13 protein-coding genes are annotated in these 15,728 nt (G+C 72.8%); 3 read left to right on the plus strand and 10 right to left on the minus strand.

What is annotated here, in order from left to right; translation table 11 throughout:
- Positions 1-27: 27 nt before the first annotated feature.
- Positions 28-873 carry an LLM class F420-dependent oxidoreductase gene (locus tag QFZ75_RS16600; RefSeq protein ID WP_307537757.1) on the minus strand — a complete coding sequence of 282 codons (846 nt, stop codon included), beginning with the start codon at positions 871-873 and terminating at the stop codon, positions 28-30.
- A gap of 232 nt (positions 874-1,105) precedes the next feature.
- Between QFZ75_RS16600 and QFZ75_RS16605 the strand changes: the two genes are divergently transcribed.
- Positions 1,106-2,707: a CehA/McbA family metallohydrolase gene (locus QFZ75_RS16605; protein WP_307537759.1), complete on the plus strand. Its 1,602-nt coding sequence runs from the start codon at positions 1,106-1,108 to the stop codon at positions 2,705-2,707.
- 24 nt (positions 2,708-2,731) lie between these two features.
- On the opposite strand, the gene QFZ75_RS41145 is transcribed toward QFZ75_RS16605, so the two are convergent.
- Positions 2,732-3,982: a DUF4328 domain-containing protein gene (locus QFZ75_RS41145; protein ID WP_373465885.1), complete on the minus strand. Its 1,251-nt coding sequence runs from the start codon at positions 3,980-3,982 to the stop codon at positions 2,732-2,734.
- Positions 3,979-4,503 carry a serine/threonine-protein kinase gene (locus QFZ75_RS41150; RefSeq protein WP_373465886.1) on the minus strand — a complete coding sequence of 175 codons (525 nt, stop codon included), beginning with the start codon at positions 4,501-4,503 and terminating at the stop codon, positions 3,979-3,981. Before QFZ75_RS41150 ends, QFZ75_RS41145 begins: the two co-directional genes overlap by 4 nt.
- Before the next feature lie 545 nt (positions 4,504-5,048).
- Here QFZ75_RS41150 and abc-f point away from each other — a divergent pair.
- Positions 5,049-6,746, plus strand: coding sequence for a ribosomal protection-like ABC-F family protein (gene abc-f / locus QFZ75_RS16625; RefSeq protein ID WP_307537760.1), 1,698 nt, complete (start codon positions 5,049-5,051; stop codon positions 6,744-6,746).
- A gap of 52 nt (positions 6,747-6,798) precedes the next feature.
- Here abc-f and QFZ75_RS16630 read toward each other — a convergent pair whose 3' ends face one another.
- Positions 6,799-7,437, minus strand: a complete 639-nt coding sequence (locus QFZ75_RS16630) for a LysE family translocator (RefSeq protein ID WP_307537762.1) — start codon at positions 7,435-7,437, stop codon at positions 6,799-6,801.
- Between the two features lie 242 nt (positions 7,438-7,679).
- Between QFZ75_RS16630 and QFZ75_RS16635 the strand changes: the two genes are divergently transcribed.
- Positions 7,680-8,255 (plus strand): DUF1062 domain-containing protein, encoded by a 576-nt coding sequence (locus QFZ75_RS16635; RefSeq protein WP_307537764.1) that lies wholly within the window; start codon positions 7,680-7,682, stop codon positions 8,253-8,255.
- Positions 8,256-8,343: 88 nt separating this feature from the next.
- Here QFZ75_RS16635 and QFZ75_RS16640 read toward each other — a convergent pair whose 3' ends face one another.
- From QFZ75_RS16640 to QFZ75_RS16665, 6 genes are all read right to left on the minus strand, one after another.
- A complete protein-coding gene (locus tag QFZ75_RS16640; RefSeq protein ID WP_373465887.1) occupies positions 8,344-9,147 on the minus strand; it encodes a TetR/AcrR family transcriptional regulator in 804 nt (267 codons plus the stop codon).
- Positions 9,148-9,185: 38 nt separating this feature from the next.
- Positions 9,186-10,106 carry an SDR family NAD(P)-dependent oxidoreductase gene (locus QFZ75_RS16645; protein WP_307537767.1) on the minus strand — a complete coding sequence of 307 codons (921 nt, stop codon included), beginning with the start codon at positions 10,104-10,106 and terminating at the stop codon, positions 9,186-9,188.
- 71 nt (positions 10,107-10,177) lie between these two features.
- Positions 10,178-10,933, minus strand: a complete 756-nt coding sequence (locus QFZ75_RS16650) for an SDR family oxidoreductase (RefSeq protein WP_307537769.1) — start codon at positions 10,931-10,933, stop codon at positions 10,178-10,180.
- A 191-nt stretch (positions 10,934-11,124) separates the two neighbouring features.
- Positions 11,125-11,976, minus strand: a complete 852-nt coding sequence (locus QFZ75_RS16655; protein WP_307537770.1) for a hypothetical protein — start codon at positions 11,974-11,976, stop codon at positions 11,125-11,127.
- A 398-nt stretch (positions 11,977-12,374) separates the two neighbouring features.
- Entirely contained in the window at positions 12,375-13,826 is a 1,452-nt protein-coding gene (locus tag QFZ75_RS16660; RefSeq protein WP_307537772.1) for an aldehyde dehydrogenase family protein, read from the minus strand.
- 47 nt (positions 13,827-13,873) lie between these two features.
- Positions 13,874-15,658 (minus strand): amidohydrolase family protein, encoded by a 1,785-nt coding sequence (locus tag QFZ75_RS16665; RefSeq protein ID WP_307537774.1) that lies wholly within the window; start codon positions 15,656-15,658, stop codon positions 13,874-13,876.
- Positions 15,659-15,728 lie beyond the last annotated feature (70 nt).

Below are 15,728 nucleotides of genomic sequence, written 5' to 3' on the forward strand. Positions count from 1 at the left end.
GGCACACCGGCGGCAGGTCCGCGGCCCCTACACGTACTGCGCGTACTCGTCCAGCACGCGCAGTACCTCGCCCTCTCCCGACGGCGGCAGCTGCAGGACGACCTCCTCGATGCCGAGGTGCGCGTAGTGGGCGAGCTTGCCGGCCTCGGGCAGCACGGCGTACGGCACGATCTGGAGGGCCTCGGCGTCGCGGCCGGCCTCCGCCCAGGCCGCCCGCAGCACGGGCAGCGACTGCGTCAGGCCCCGCCCGCCGATCGGCAGCCAGCCGTCCGCGTACTCGGCGATGTGCGTGAAGAGCTTGGGGCCGGCCGCTCCCCCGACGAGCGTGCGCGGCCCGACGAGCGGCCCGCGCGGCTTCTGCAGGGGTTTGGGGTGGGCGTGGCTGGCTCGTACGGAGCTGAACCGGCCCTCGTACGCGGTCGGTTCGGGGGACCACAGCGCCCGCATCAACGCCATCCGGTCCCGGCCCAGCTCCCGCCGCGTACTCCACTCGACGCCGTGGTCGGCGGCCTCCTCGACATTCCAGCCGAAGCCGAGGCCGAGGGTGAAGCGGCCGCCGGAGAGGTGGTCGAGGGTCGCGATCTGCTTGGCGAGATCGATCGGGTCGTGCTGGGCGACGAGGGTGATGCCGGTGCCCAGCGCGAGGTTCTCGGTGACGGCCGCGGCCTGGCCGAGGGCGACGAAGGGGTCGAGGGTGCGGCCGTACTCGGGCGGCAGGTCACCGCCCGCCGGGTACGGGGTGGTCCGTTCCACGGGTATGTGGGTGTGTTCGGGCAGGTAGAGCCCGGCGAAGCCGCGGTGCTCCAGCTCGCGGGCGAGCCGGGTCGGAGTGATCGTCTCGTCGGTGAGGAAGATCGTCACGGAGATACGCATGACCCATCTCTACCGGCGCGGGGTTGCCGTGTCCATACCGACCGGTCGGCATATTCGTCGTGACGTACGAGCGCTCCGTGCCCGAAAGCCGCCGACCCCCTTCCCTTGCCCCGCGGTTCACGGCTGAATACGAGGGTTGCCGACAGCACTCCTGCACCGCCTGTGCGCAAACCGTGCGCCACTCACGCCCCTCACGCCCTTCACGCCTTCACGAGACCCGGGAGCAGCAGACATGTGCGAGGACGACCAGCACGGCACCGAGCACGGCACCGAACACGGCCCTGAGCACGGTGGCGAGCACGGCGTCGGCAGACGCGCCCTGTTCGTGACAGGGGCCGCCGCCGCGCTCACACTGGCGAGTGTGAGCTTCCCCGGCGCGGCCGCGGCCGCCGGCGCGGCCCGGGCGTCCGAGACGCGGACCGTGCGCGGCACCCTGCCCACCGGCGCGCCCGACTTCGTGTACCTGCCGGTCGAAGTCCCCTCCGGCGTACGGGAGATCAAGGTCGCGTACACCTACGAGCGGCCCTCCGTCCCGGCGGGCACCGCGGGCAACGCGCTCGACATCGGGATCTTCGACCAGCGCGGCACCGAGCTGGGCGGCAAGGGCTTCCGGGGCTGGTCGGGCGGGGCGCGCACGGAGTTCTTCCTCCGCGCGGACGACGCGACGCCCGGCTACATCCCGGGCCCGGTCCGCGCGGGCACCTGGCACATCGCGCTGGGCCCGTACACGGTGGCCCCGCAGGGACTCCCGTACGAGGTCACCGTCACGCTGACGTACGGCGAACCGGGCGAGGCGGTGAAGCCGGTGTACCCGCCGTCGCGGGCCACAGGGCGCGGCCGGGCCTGGTACCGGGGCGACTGCCACCTGCACTCCTGGTACTCCGACGGCCGCCGCACCCCGGCCGAGATCGCGGCGCTGGCGCGGGCGGCGGGCCTGGACTTCATCAACACCTCCGACCACAACACGTACTCCGCGCACGCCCACTGGGCCGACCAGGCCGGCCCCCACCCCGACGGCGAGCTGCTGATCCTGCTGGGCGAGGAGGTGACGACGCGGAACGGTCACGTCGTCGCGCTCGGCACGGAACCCGGCACCTTCATCGACTGGCGCTACCGGGCGCGCGACAACCGCTTCGGCAGGTACGCGCGCCGCATCCGCCGGGCCGGCGGCCTGGTCGTCCCCGCCCATCCGCACGCCACCTGCATCGGCTGCAACTGGAAGTTCGGCTTCGGCGAGGCGGACGCGGTCGAGGTGTGGAACGGGGCGTACGGACCCGACGACGAGGTGTCGCTGGCCGACTGGGACGGCATGCTCGTCGCCTCGGTGCGGGAGGGGCGGGCCGGGGGGCGGGGCGGCCGGGACTGGATCCCGGCGATGGGGAACAGTGACGCCCACCGCGATCCCGACCCCGTGGGCACCCCGCAGACGGTCGTCCTCGCCGACGACCTGACCCGCGAGGCGATCCAGGAGGGCATCCGCGCCGGCCGTTCCTACGTGGCGGAATCGAAGGCGGTGTCGCTGTCGTTCTCGGCGACCGGCCCGAAGGGCGAACACGCAGGTATCGGCGGGCGGTTGGAGGTGGACCGCGACGATCCGGTCACCGTCCGCCTGGAGGTCACGGGCGCCCCCCGCTGCACGGTCCGCCTCGTCACGGACCAGGGGGTCCTCCACACGAGCCCCGCCCTGCCGGTGTCCGGCTCCGGCACGGTGGAGTGGCGTACGACCGCCCAGTACGCGGCCTACGTACGCGCGGAGGTACGGCACGAGGCGGCGGCGGGGCCGCTGCCGGGCGCGCTGGCGGCGTTCACCAACCCGGTCTTCCTGGGACGGTAGGAGGGCCCGGGGGCATCGCCGCCGTCAGGAGAGCCCGGGGCCGCGGGCCTCCTCGATGCGGGCCTGCTGCATGGAGGTGAGCCGTCTGACGAAGAAGACGGCCACCACCGCGCTCACGACGCCGCTGAGGATGTTCGCCTGCGCGGTGATGATGTCGGACATGGCGCCGCTGACGGAGTCGTTGTCGTACCAGCTGCCGAACGAGTCGTTCACGTACGACACCAGGTAGGCGACCCAGCACCACCACCACAGGTGCAGCAGCCACCGCCCGGCGCCCCGGGCCCGGCCGGCCGTCGCCGTCCAGATGTCGTTGCTCATCTGCTTGGGCATGAAGAGGTTGACGACCGGGATGAACCAGGCCCCGGCCGCCATCCCGGGCGCGAAGCGCAGGCGGACCGGCGCGAAGGCGTCGGCGTTGTTCCGCATCCGCTGGAACCACAGGGGCCACACGATGATCACCGCCAGGCCCACCAGCATCTCGAGGATCTCGGAGATGTCCGTCGCGAACTGCAGTATCTCGTAGTTCCGCATGAGGCCGGGGTCGGAGTCACCGCTCTGCCCGTCGAGTTCCAGGTAGGTCCCGGCGAGGACGGCGCCGCGGACCAGCAGGGGCAGCGTGTAGACGCCGAGCAGGAAGGCCAGCGCCGTCCCCAGCCCGCGCGCCGCGCGGGCCGGCGGGCGCGGCGAGAAGTAGTGCGGCGAGGGCGGGAGGCTGCCCGGCGGCGGGCTGCCCGCGTGCAGGACGCCCGGCGGGGGGCTCTGCCACGGGGAGGGGGACGGGTTGTACGAGACGGGCGGGCCGAAGCCCTGCATCGGCGCCTGCGCTTGTGCCTGTGCCTGCGCCTGTGCGGCCGCCGGGGCCTGCGCGGTGAGCGCGTGGCTCTGCGGGTCCTCGTTGTTCAGCAGCTGCACGGCGTGCCGGCCGAGCTCGGCGAGCACCTCGCCCGGCAGCCAGGCGCCGCCCGTGTCCTCCATGGCCTCGATGCGTGCCAGCAGGGTGTCCAGGGACGGCCTTTGGGAGGGGTCCTTCGCCAGGCACTCGGCGATCAGCCGGTCCCACGGCGCGGGGACCCCCGTCAGGTCCGGATCCTCACTGGCGATCCGGAAGAGCAGCGAGTGGATGCCGCCCTCACCGGTGCCGAACGGCAGCTTGCCCGACGCGGTGTACGCGAGCACGGCGCCGAGGCAGAAGATGTCACTCGCGTACGTGACGCGCTCGCCGCGCACCTGCTCGGGCGACATGAAGCCGGGCGAGCCCACGACGGCACCCGTCATCGTGAGCCCGTCGGAGAGGACTGCAGGGCCGGGTCGAGGGCGCGGGCGATGCCGAAGTCGATGACGCGCGGTCCGTCGATCGTCACCAGGACGTTGGACGGCTTGAGGTCGCGGTGCACGAGCCCCGCGGCGTGGATGGCCTGGAGCGCGCGGACGAGCCCGAGCCCCAGGGTCCGTACGGAGTTCGGGGGCAGCGGACCGTACTGCTTGTCCACCACCTCGGCGAGGGAGGGCCCGGCGACGTAGCCGGTGGCGACCCAGGGGGTCGCCGCCTCCGTGTCGGCGTCCAGGACGGGCGCCGTCCACTCGCCGCCGACCCGCTGGGCGGCCTTCACCTCCTGCGCGAACCGTCGCCTGAAGTCGGGCCTGCGGGCCAGCTGTTCCTGGACGACCTTGACCGCGACCGTACGGCCGCGGTCGGAACGGGCCAGGTACACCCGCCCCATGCCGCCCTCGCCGAGTCTGCCGAGCAGTCGGTAATTGCCTATCCAGCCCGGATCGTCCGGGGCCAACCCGTCCATGCGTGTTTCCTCTATCCCCGTCGTCCCCGTCGGCGCCTTCGCAGCGAGGATAGGAGATACGGGGCGATGGCGCGTCACAACCCCGCGTCTGTCGGCAGTACTTGTCCCGGACAGGGACACGGTGGCCGTCGCGAAAGCCCTCCCGAGGCCTTCGGGGCGCTTCTCCGGGGCGAGGACCGTCACACCGCGGCGGTTCGCCGCGCCGACCACGTCGTCGTGTCGCGACGCGGCCGGGCGCACGGGCCGGTCGACGGGCGTCTCGCCGGACTGGGCCTGAGCCGTCGCGTGGTCGCCGTGGTCGCCGTGGTCGCCGTGGTCGCGAGCTTCGCGACCGCACGCGACCGCACGCACCAGTTGCCGCGCGAACGGATCCGCCACATCATGACCACCGCCGCCGACGGAGCCACGCGGCGTACCCCCTTGACGAGACGGACCGGTTCGTCTAGCTTCATGTTCATCGGCCGGGCCGCAACCGATGCTTCTTCCGCCCGCATGCCGCTCGTCCGTCGCTCGCACGATCCTGACCGCCGACCGAAGGAACGCCCTTGCACTGTGCTCCCGCAGGTACCGCCGGCACGGCTTCTCCCGTCACCACCTCGCAGATCGCTCTCGCCGAGGTGACCAAGCGCTACGGCGACCGCGTGGTACTGGACCGGGTGTCCCTCACCGTCCGGCCCGGCGAGAAGGTCGGGATCGTCGGGGACAACGGGTCCGGGAAGTCCACGCTCCTGCGGCTGCTCGCAGGGCAGGAGCCGGTCGACAACGGCAGCCTGACCGTCGTCGCACCGGGCGGGACCGGCCATCTCCGCCAGACCCTCGACCTGCCCGGCCCGGTGCGCGTGGGCGAGGTCGTGGACCACGTACTGGGTGAGCTGCGCGCCCTGGAGCAGCGTATTCACGCCGCCGAGGCCGCCCTGGGCACGGCGGGCCCCGCCGAGTTCGAGCGCTACGCCGCACTCGTCGCCGAGTTCGACGCACGCGGCGGGCACGGAGCGGACCGCCGGGTCGAGGTGACCCTGCGCCGGCTCGGCGAACGGGCGCCACTGGACCGGGAGCGGGCGCTGAGCACCCTCTCCGGCGGGCAGCGTTCCCGGCTCGCACTCGCCGCGACCCTGGCCTCGGCCCCCGAACTGCTGCTGCTCGACGAACCGACCAACGACCTGGACGACGAGGCCGTGGCCTGGCTCGAAGGGCATCTGCACCGGCACCGGGGCACGGTCGTCGTCGCCACGCACGACCGGGCGTTCCTGGAACGCGTCACCGACACCATTCTGGAAGTCGACCAGGACCGGCGCACGGTACGGCGCTACGGGAACGGATACGCCGGTTTCCTCACCGCCAAGGCGGCGGCCCGCGCCCGGTGGGCGTGGGAGCACGAGCGGTGGCGCGACGAGGTCGCCCGGCAGGAACGCCTCGCCGACGCGAGCATCGGGATGCTGGCGGAGATCCCTCGCAAGGGGCCGTGGGCGTTCAGCGGCGCCGGCGCGTTCCGGGCGCGCTCGCGGACGCACGGCGCGCAGAGCCGCATCCGCAATGCCCGCGAGCGGGTGCAGCGGCTCACGGAGCACCCCGTGCCGCCGCCCCCGCGGCCGCTGCTGTTCACGGGCCGCCTCGAGGGCACGCCGGACACTCGGAACACTCAGGACGCATCGGCAGCCGTGCACTTGGAGGATGTCCGGGTCGAAGGACGGCTGCACGTTCCGTCCCTGGAGCTCTCCCCCGGTGACCGGCTCCTCGTCACCGGTCCCAACGGCGCCGGCAAGAGCACCCTTCTCCACCTGCTCGCAGGAGAACTGACGCCCGACGCCGGTGTCCTGCGCCGACCCCGCCGCGTCGGGTTCCTGCGTCAGCAGAGCGCGCCCGACGACGCCTTCGACGCCCGTACGCTGCTGACGGCCTTCGCGGCCGACCGGGTGGAGCAGCCCGGCGAGCACGCCGACGCGCTCCTCGCGCTCGGTCTGTTCCGCGGTGCCGATCTCGCCGTCCCCGTACGGGACCTGTCCGCCGGGCAGCGCCGCAAGCTCGAACTGGCCCGGCTCGTCACGGCCGGTCCGCTCGACCTGCTGCTCCTCGACGAGCCGACCAACCATCTGGCCCCCGCCCTGGTGGAGGAGATCGAGGCCGCCCTGGTCCACTACACCGGCACCCTGGTCGTGGTGACCCACGACCGCCTCCTGCGGGAACGCTTCAACGGGCTGCGGCTGGAACTGCCGGCGGCCGGTGCCTGCCAGGTCCCGCAGTGACGGGGCGACGGGGCGACGGGACGGGCGGGGAGGGCGGGGAGGGCGGCAGGGGCTAGTCCTTGTGGCCCGTCGTGGCGATCGTGACGCCCAGGCCGATCATCGTGACGCCGCCCACCCCGCCGACCAGCGCGAGCCGCCGGGGTGAACGGGCGAACCAGTCGCGTGCGGCGGCGGCGCCCAGACCCCAGACACTGTCCGACGCCACCGCGATGAGGTTGAAGACCAGGCCGAGCAGCAGCATCTGCGTGACGACGTGGCCCTGGCCGCGGTCGACGAACTGCGGCAGTACGGCGGCGAAGAACACGATCGTCTTCGGGTTGGCCACGCCGACCGCGAAGCCCTCCCCCAGCGTGCGCCAACCGCCGCGCGCGGGTTCGTCGCCGGTGAACGCGGCGTGCAGCGCACCGCGTTGCCGCACCGCCTTCACCCCCAGGTACACGAGATACGCCGCCCCCACCAGCTTCAGCGTCGTGAAGACGAGCACCGAGCGCTCCACGACGGCCCCGACTCCGAGTGCCACGGCCACGACGAGGACGTACGCGCCCAGCGTGTTCCCCACGACCGTGGTCAGCGCCGCGCGGCGTCCCTGCGCCAGCGCCCGCCCGATCACGAACAGCACGCTGGGTCCGGGGACCACGATCAGCAGGAACGACATGGCCGCGAAGGCGAGCAGCCGGTCTGTGGACACCATGCGGTCATCCTCGCCCCGGGGTCCGATCGGCCGGTAGCGGTTTTCCGCGGCGGACGCCCGGAAAAAGAGTGGAACGGTGCCGTCGTGTGCCCCTACCGTGCTGCCCGGCCGAGTCGCCCAGCCGAGGACGTGCCCTTGTACACCGTGTGAGACCTCCCGAGTGCTGATCTGTCGCGCGTCGCCGCATGTGCGCCGCGCTGCTTTCCGCTGCGGTCTTCTCACACTGGAACCGGTGTACTTCTGTGCTCGAAAACTGGGTGGTCGCACCCACCTGCCTGCCGCTCGTCCGCCGTCGCTGCCACGCGTGCGCGTCCGAGCGTTTTTGGACAAGCGGAAAATTCCGTGTCAACGCACACCACAAGCTCCTCGACGTCTGGCTCCTCGCGCTCTGCACGACGTGCGGGGAGACCGCGAAGCTCACGGTCCTGGAGCGGACGAACGTGCGCTCCGTACGCCCCGGGCTGCTGGACCGGCTGCATGCCAACGACCCCGCCCTGGCGGCCGAACTGCTCCAGGATCCGTTCGTACGGCGCCGCAATCACATCGCCCTGGACTGGGACAACGCCTGGCGTCTCGACACCGGCGGGCCGGATCACAGGGACCGCGTGGACCGCGTGGACCAGGTGGACCACGAGGCGCTCGACGTCTCCGTTCGCTTCGCGGCACGGATTCCCGTCCGGCCGGTGCGGCTGATCGCCGAAGGCTGCGGTCTGCCGCGGGCCGAGGTGGAGCGGCTGGCCGCGGAGGGGAAACTCGTCTCCGCCGTCCGGCTGGGCGGCAGACTCTCCGGCGACTTCACGTTCACGCTCAAGCGCTGAGCTCGCCTCGGCCCCACGGTCCTGTCCGGCGCGATCCGCCGGACAGGACCCGCTGGGACGCTGCGAAGCCCAGCGAGGTCGTGGCGTCTTATTCGGTCGGCCGGAGAGGGCCGCCGTCCTGGTCCCGCGGTCCGTTCGAGAGGCGGTCCAGCCATTCCCTGAGCAGGGCTCCCTCGACCGGGGTGAGGGCGGTCGGCGGGGACTGGTGGAGGAGGGCGTTCAGGTGGGCTGCCGTGGAGGGGATCTGCGGGTCCTGCGGATCCTGCGGATTCTGTCGATCTGGCGCGGCGGGGGCCTGCGGGGCCGTTGCGGTGGGGGCCGGCGCGTCCGTGTCCGCGGGCGGTGGCACGTCCGGGGTGAAGACCAGGGCGTGGACCCCGTCCCGTACGCGCCGGGACACGCTCCTGTCCGTGAACGTCGCCGGGCGGGAGACCAGCATCAGGGCCACGCCGACGTTCGCCGACATGATGATCTGCGCCGCCAGTTCGGGGGCCATGGTCAGCTTGTGCTGCGCCGCCGCCCGTCGCAGGTCCGAGGTGAGGATGCGGTGGGACTCCAGGGCCGCCGCCGGGGGCGTGCGCATGGCCGGTGAGTGCATCAGGCGGAACAGGTTCGGGTTCGCCAGGGCGAACTCGACGTGGGTGTCCCAGCCGTCCCGCAGGTCCTCGACCGGGTCCGTGCCGGCAGGACGGTCGCGCTTGGTCGCGAGGTACTTGTCCCAGCCGTGGTCGACGACCGCCGACAGGAGCCCCTCCTTGTCCCCGAAGTGGCGGTAGAGGGCGGGGGCGCCGACACCGGCGGCCTCGCACACGGCCCTGGTCGACACGTCCCCGTTGGAGGACTCGGCGACCAGGGCCGCCGCCACTTCGAGAATGCGCGCTTTCGTACCCACGGTGTTCACGGTATTCACGGCCGTGACGGTATCCGAGCTCATATGCCGGGGTGGGAGGTGGCCGGGGAGGGGGAACGCGGGGCGAGCAGATCGTCCAGGCCTATCCGCGTCAGGAACTCCGCGCGGACGCGGTCCGCGACCCGGCTGACCTCTTCCGACCCGTCGTCCGCCGGGTCGACGTGGACCCGGAAGGGCCGCTCGCCGTGCGGGGCGCCGACCACCTCGACGATCGCGTCGGCCACCAGGGACGCCGGGGCGTCGGCCGGGGCGAGGGCGGCGAGGCGCTCGGCGACCTGGTCCATCAGGCCCGCGTACCGCTCCTCGTACGCCGGCAGGACCGTCCCTTCGGCAGGGTGGCCGCCGGTCGCGAAGTGGTTCGTGCCCGAGGTGAAGGCGCCCGGCACCACGATGGTCGTCTCGATGCCGAAGCGGGCCAGCTCCGCCGCGTACGACACCGCGAGCGCGTCCATCGCGGCCTTCGCGGCGAAGTACGGCGCGAGGTAGGGCGGGGTGCCGCCTCTGGTCGAGGTCGAGCCGACCCACAGGACCAGGCCGTGCTCCTGGGCGCGCAGGTGCGGCAGCGCGGCCCGGTTGACGCGCTGGGTGCCGAGCACGTTCGTGTCGTACACCGCGGCCAGTTCCTCGGGGGTGAAGGCCTCGGTGGGGCCCGTCACCATGTGGCCGGCGTTGTGGACGAGCACGTCCAGCGCGCCGGCCCCGGCCAGGACCGTGGCGACGGCGGCGTCCGCGGACTCCTGGGAGAGGACGTCCAACTCGACCGTGCGCAGATCCACTTCGTGCTCGGCCGCGTACGCCTCGGCCTCGGCGACCCGGTCCGCGTTGCGGCCGCGGGTGTCGCGCATCGCCGCGTAGACCGTGTGCCCGGCGTCGGCCAGAGCCCGCGCGGCGAGCGCGCCGAACCCGGAACCCGCGCCTGTGATGACGATCGTCCTGCCCATGTCGGACTCCTGAGAGGTGTGGCGGGAGGTGGGAGGGGAGGGGAGGGGGAAGGGGAGAGGGAGGGCTGGGCTCAGGCGATGCCGCCGTTGGCGCGGAGCACCTGGCCGTTGACCCAGCGGGCGGCCGGGCCCGCCAGGAAGGACACGACCTCGGCTATGTCGCGGGGCGTGCCGAGGCGCTCCAGCGGCGGCTGGGCCGCCATCCGCGCGATCGTCTCGTCGTCCTTGCCGTCCAGGAACAGGGCGGTGGCGGTCGGGCCGGGGGCCACGGCGTTGACGGTGATGTCCCGGCCGCGCATCTCGCGGGCCAGGATCAGGGTCATGGCCTCGACGGCGCCCTTCGTGGCCGCGTATCCCGCGTAGCCAGGGAGGGCCAGGGCCAGTACGGAGCTGGAGAAGTTGAGGATCGCGCCGCCCGCGCGCAGCCGGCGCGCGGCCTGCTGGTCGACGACGAAGGTGCCGCGGATGTTGGTGCGGTGCATGCGGTCCAGGGCGTCGAGGTCGGTGTCGACCAGCGGGGCCAGCGTCATGACGCCGGCCGCGTGCACGACGACGTCGACCCCGCCGAAGGCCGACTCCGCGGCGTCGAAGAGTGCCGCGACCTCGGTCTCTTCGGCCACGTCGGCCCGGTGGGCGATCGCCCGGCCGCCGGCCTCGGTGATCGCGCCGACCGCCTTGTCCGCCTCGGTCCGGTTGCCCGCGAAGTTCACGACGACGGCGAATCCGTCGGCCGCCAGCCGCTCCGCGCTCTCGCGGCCGATTCCCCGGGATCCGCCGGTGACGATCGCGACGCGGGTGGGGTTTCCGGTGGCTGTCTGCTCGGTCATGGGCGTGCTCCTCGTCTCGGCGGGTAGCGTTGTTCGCCCCCGACAAGAACAACGCTACCATCGAGCTCTTAGCGGCGCTACCCCTTTCCGTAGCGATGCTACGGACCGCATGACGAAGGCCCCGCCGGAGCGGGGCCTTCGTCGCGTGCTGGGTGTGGCGGGTGCAGCAGGTGTGGCGGTGGGGCGAAGTGCTAGGTCACGTCCACGTGGTCGCCCGACGAGTTGCTCGCGCCCGTCGTCGTGTTGCCGCTGTAGCGCCAGCGGTAGGTGCCGTCCTTCGTGGCCGTCACCGTGGTCTTCAGGTGTCCCGTGCTGTTCGCCGTGACCGACGTGACCGTGGTGTAGGTGCTGGAGCCGGCCGGCTTGAACTGCAGTTTCACCGACCGGCCGCCGTAGTTGTCGTAGCGGTGCGCGCTCCAGTTGGCGCGCTGCACGGTGCCGGTGACCGTGATCGGCCCGCCCGTGGCGACGGGTTCCGGGGTCGCGTTCGTGCTCTGGATGCGTGAGGCGCGCTGGAGGCGGACCGTCGCGGAGAGCTGGTCGGTGTCGTAGCCGCCGTTCTCCTTGATGGCCGTGCCGGCGGTCTTCCACACGGCCGCATCGCTGTTGACCAGCTTGTTGCCGTTGCCGCCCGGCATGCTGTCAGGGTCGATGGTCATCGTCTCGTCGCAGTCGCGATAGGTGTAACCACCCGCGGAGGACTGGCGGCAGCCCCACTGGGTCGTGGTGTTCGCGAGGGTGTACTCGTTGGTGCCGTAGGTGCCCCGGTACGCCGAGACCCACCACGTGTCGAGGGACACCTTGCTCTTCACCGTGTACGTCAGCGGGGCCTCGACCTCGGCGCTGATGCCGACGACGATCGGTTTGCCGTTGTTCAGCACGATGTTCGAGAACGAGATGTCGCTCTCGGCAGCGCTCGCGGTCGGCGCGGTGAGTGCCACTCCGGTCAGCGCCAGAGCTGCGGTCAGGGCCACGGTGGCCGTGCGGCGGGCGGTCGAGCGTCTGTGGCTGCGTGAAGTGGCAGCCGGTGATGTCGTGGTCAATCCCCACCCCTGGGTTGCAGTGCGTGTCGGTGCGGCGCGGGTCGACCGCGTTCCGCGTGCGGGAACTCTAGATCATCCGGGGGTGGGGGGCAGGTGCGGGTGCAGGGCGGTGGGGGCTGGGCGCGCAGTTCCCCGCGCCCCTTGGAAGCGGGGGCGGGGCCGGGCCCGGACGGCGGGCCCCGGCCGTCCGTGTACCCGCCGTGTACCCGCCCGCGTACCCGTGCGGGACGGTGGGGGCTGGGCGCGCAGTTCCCCGCGCCCCTTGGAAGCGGGGGCGGGCCTGGACGGCGGGCCCCGGCCGCCCGTGTACCCGCTCGTGTACCCGCCCGCGTACCCGTGCGGGGCGGTGGGGTTGAGCGCGCAGTTCCCCGTGCTCCTTGGGGGCGCCGGCCCGGGGTTCAGGCCTGCCAGACCAGTGACTGGAGTTCCGAGTACGCGCGCAGGGCGTACGAGCCCACGTCCCGGCCCACTCCGCTCTGTTTGAAGCCGCCGAACGGGGCCTCCATGTTGCGGCCCACCGTGTTGATGCCGACGCCCCCCGCGCGCAGGCGGCCCGCGACGCGGAAGGCGCGGGCCGCGTCGCCCGACCAGACGTAGTCGATCAGGCCGTACTCGCTGTCGTCGGCCAGGGCGACGGCCTCCTCCTCGTCGTCGAAGGGGAGGACCACCACGACCGGGCCGAAGATCTCCTCGCGGACCACCCGCATGGAGCCGGCGCAGTCCGCCAGGAGCGTGGGCGCCACGTAGAAGCCCCGCGCCAGGGGTGGGCGTTCGCCGCCCGTCACCACCCGCGCGCCCTCCTTACGGGCCAGTTCGACGTAGGACTCGACCCGGTCCCGGTGGGCCGCCGAGATCAGCGGGCCGACGATCGTGTCCGGGTCCCGCGGGTCCCCGACCCGCAGGTGGGCCGCGTAGGCCGCGAGCCGGGACACCAGACGGTCGTGGATCGGCCGGTGTGCGAGCACCCGTGTCGGGGCCGTGCAGATCTGGCCGCTGTAGAAGGAGAAGGTGGTCCCGATCCCCCGTACCGCCGACTCCAGGTCCGCGTCCTCGAAGACGATCGCCGCACCCTTTCCGCCCAGCTCCATCAGCTGCCGTTTCATGCCGCGCCCGCACACCTCGGCGATGCGCCGGCCGACGGCGGTGGAGCCGGTGAAGCTCACCATGTCCACGTCGGGCGAGTCGACGGCCGCCTCACCGACCTCCCCCCGCGCACCGCTGACGACGTTCACGACGCCCGGTGGCACGCCCGCCGCCTCCAGCGCCTCGGCCATCCGGTACACGGAGAGCGGGTCCTGCGGGGCGGGTTTCACGACGACCGTGTTGCCCATCGCGAGAGCCGGCGCGATCTTGCCCGCCGGGTTCGCCCAGGGGTTGTTGTACGAGGTGATGCAGGCGACCACGCCGACCGGCCGGCGTACGGCGAGGGCGCCGAGAACGGCCGCCCCGCCGAACGGGCCCGCCTCGTTGACCTGCGGGGGCAGCGGCTCCTCGACGGGCTCCACGCGCGCGTAGCGCCGGAACCGGGCCGCCCCGACCCCCACCTGCATCCCGCGCGCGGTACCGGTGGTCGCGCCGGTCTCCGCCTGCGCCAGTTCCGCGTACGGGACGAGGTTGCGCCGGATCGCGGTGGCCGCCCGGTCGAGGACGGCGGCCCGTTCCTCGGGAGGCGTGCGCGACCAGGACCGGAAGGCCTCGCGGGCCGCGCCCGCCGCCGCGTGCACCTGGTCGCGCGAGGCCTCCGGGGCCGCCCCGACACTCTCCTCGGTCGCCGGGTCGATCACCTCGTAGTGGCCGCCGTCCGGCTCCACCCACGATCCGCCGATGAACAGCCGCTGTCCGTCGCTCACCTGGTCCCCCAAGACCGTCGACGCGTCACCACGTACTCACCGTGCACTCACCACGTACTCACCGTGCGCGTGTCGCGGCCCGACCTCAGTACCTTGCCGGGTACGGCCCCGGTCACCACGTCGTCCCGTATCGACTCGACGCCGTTGACCCACACGGCCCTGACGCCGATGGCCTTCGAGTCGAGGCGCGGGCTGTCCCCCGGCAGGTCGTGCACCAGGGTGGCCTTGCCGGCGTCGATCCGGTCCGGGTCGAAGAGCACGAGGTCCGCGTGGAAACCCTCCGCGATCCGGCCGCGCTCCCGGAGTCCGAAGAGCCGGGCCGGGTCGTCCGTGAGCATCTTCACCGCCTGCTCCAGCGGCACCAGTTTCCGGCCGCGCAGGCAGTCCCCGAGGAACCGGGTCGTGTACGGGGCGCCGCACATCCGGTCCAGATGGGCGCCCGCGTCCGAACCGCCGAGCAGTACGTCCTCGTGCCGCCACGTCTCCTGGCGCAGGGCCCAGGAGGCGGGGTCGTTGTCGGGCGGCATGGGCCACAGGACCGTACGCAGCCCGTCGTTGGCGCAGATCCCGACGAGGCACTCGAAGGGTTCCTGGCCTCGCTCGGCCGCGATGTCCCGTACGACCCGTCCGGTCAGGCCCTCGTTCTCCGGGCTGTACGTGTCGCCGACGACGTACCGCCCGAAGTCGGCGAGGCGGCGGAAGACGCCGGCCTCCTTCGAGCCGGCCCGCCGCAGCATGTCGGCCCTGACCCCGGGGTCCCGGAGCCTCGCGATCCGCTCGGGCACGGGGAGGCCGAGCACCTCGCCCCAGCCGGGGATGAGGTTGAGGGCGCAGAAGGTGCCCAGCGACATGTTCATCGGGGTGAGGATCGGCATGGTGAGGGCGACGACCCGGCCGCCCGCCTTCCGTGCCCGCTCGCTCGCGGACAGCTGCCGGGGCACGCGCTCGGGGACCGCGGCGTCGATGGTCAGGACGTTCCAGTTCAGGGGCCGGCCGGCCGCCGCGCTCATCTGCGCGAACAGGTCGATCTCGGCGTCGCTGAACTGGTCCAGGCACCCGGCCACGATCGCCTCGATCTGCGTGCCCTCGTGTTCGCCGACCGCCCGTGACAGCGCGAGCAGTTCGGCGGGCCGCGCGTGCCGGGAGGCGACCGGTTGCCCGTCGCCGTCGGAGTGGGTCGACGACTGGGTGGTGGAGAATCCCCACGCACCGGCGTCCATCGCCTCGTGCGCCAGCCGGACGATGGCGTCGAGTTGCTCGTCGCTCGGCTGTCCGCCCACCGCGTCCGGTCCCATGACGTGCCGCCGCAGCGCGCAGTGCCCCACCATGAAACCGGCGTTGACCGCGATACGTCCCTCGAGGGCGTCCAGGTACTCGCCGAAGCCGTGCCAGCTCCACGGCGCCCCCTCCTCCAGCGCGATCAGGGACATCCCCTCGACCTTGGACATCATCCGCCGCGTGTAGTCGGCGTCCCCGGGCCGCGAGGGGTTGAGGGGGGCGAGGGTGAAGCCGCAGTTCCCGCCCGCGACCGTCGTCACGCCGTGGTTGAGCGAGGGCGTCGCGTACGGGTCCCAGAAGAGCTGCGCGTCGTAGTGCGTGTGGGGGTCCACGAACCCGGGCGCGAGGACGAGCCCGCGCGCGTCCTCACTCGTCCGCGCGCCCTCACCGGCGTCCCTGCCTTCACCGGCGTCTCCGGCCCCACCGGCGTCCCCGGCATCCCCGACGGCCCTGATGACGGCGATCCGTCCGTCCCGGATGCCCACGTCGGCGACGAAGGCGGCCCCGCCCGACCCGTCGACGATCCGCGCGCCCCTGATCAGATGGTCAAGCACGACAAGTCCCCTTCTCCGGTACCCCAGTTCTCCGGTTCTTCAGTTCTCCGGTACTCCGGCACTCCCGTAC

Origin of the sequence: Streptomyces sp. V3I8 (assembly GCF_030817535.1) — a bacterium.
Lineage (GTDB): Bacteria > Actinomycetota > Actinomycetes > Streptomycetales > Streptomycetaceae > Streptomyces.

Coding starts and splice junctions, on each gene's coding strand:
- QFZ75_RS16600 (WP_307537757.1), bottom strand. CDS start 873: ATGCGTATCTCCGTGACGATCTTCCTCACCGACGAGACGATCACTCCG.
- QFZ75_RS16605 (WP_307537759.1), top strand. CDS start 1,106: ATGTGCGAGGACGACCAGCACGGCACCGAGCACGGCACCGAACACGGC.
- QFZ75_RS41145 (WP_373465885.1), bottom strand. CDS start 3,982: ATGACGGGTGCCGTCGTGGGCTCGCCCGGCTTCATGTCGCCCGAGCAG.
- QFZ75_RS41150 (WP_373465886.1), bottom strand. CDS start 4,503: ATGGACGGGTTGGCCCCGGACGATCCGGGCTGGATAGGCAATTACCGA.
- QFZ75_RS16630 (WP_307537762.1), bottom strand. CDS start 7,437: ATGGTGTCCACAGACCGGCTGCTCGCCTTCGCGGCCATGTCGTTCCTG.
- QFZ75_RS16645 (WP_307537767.1), bottom strand. CDS start 10,106: ATGGGCAGGACGATCGTCATCACAGGCGCGGGTTCCGGGTTCGGCGCG.
- QFZ75_RS16650 (WP_307537769.1), bottom strand. CDS start 10,933: ATGACCGAGCAGACAGCCACCGGAAACCCCACCCGCGTCGCGATCGTC.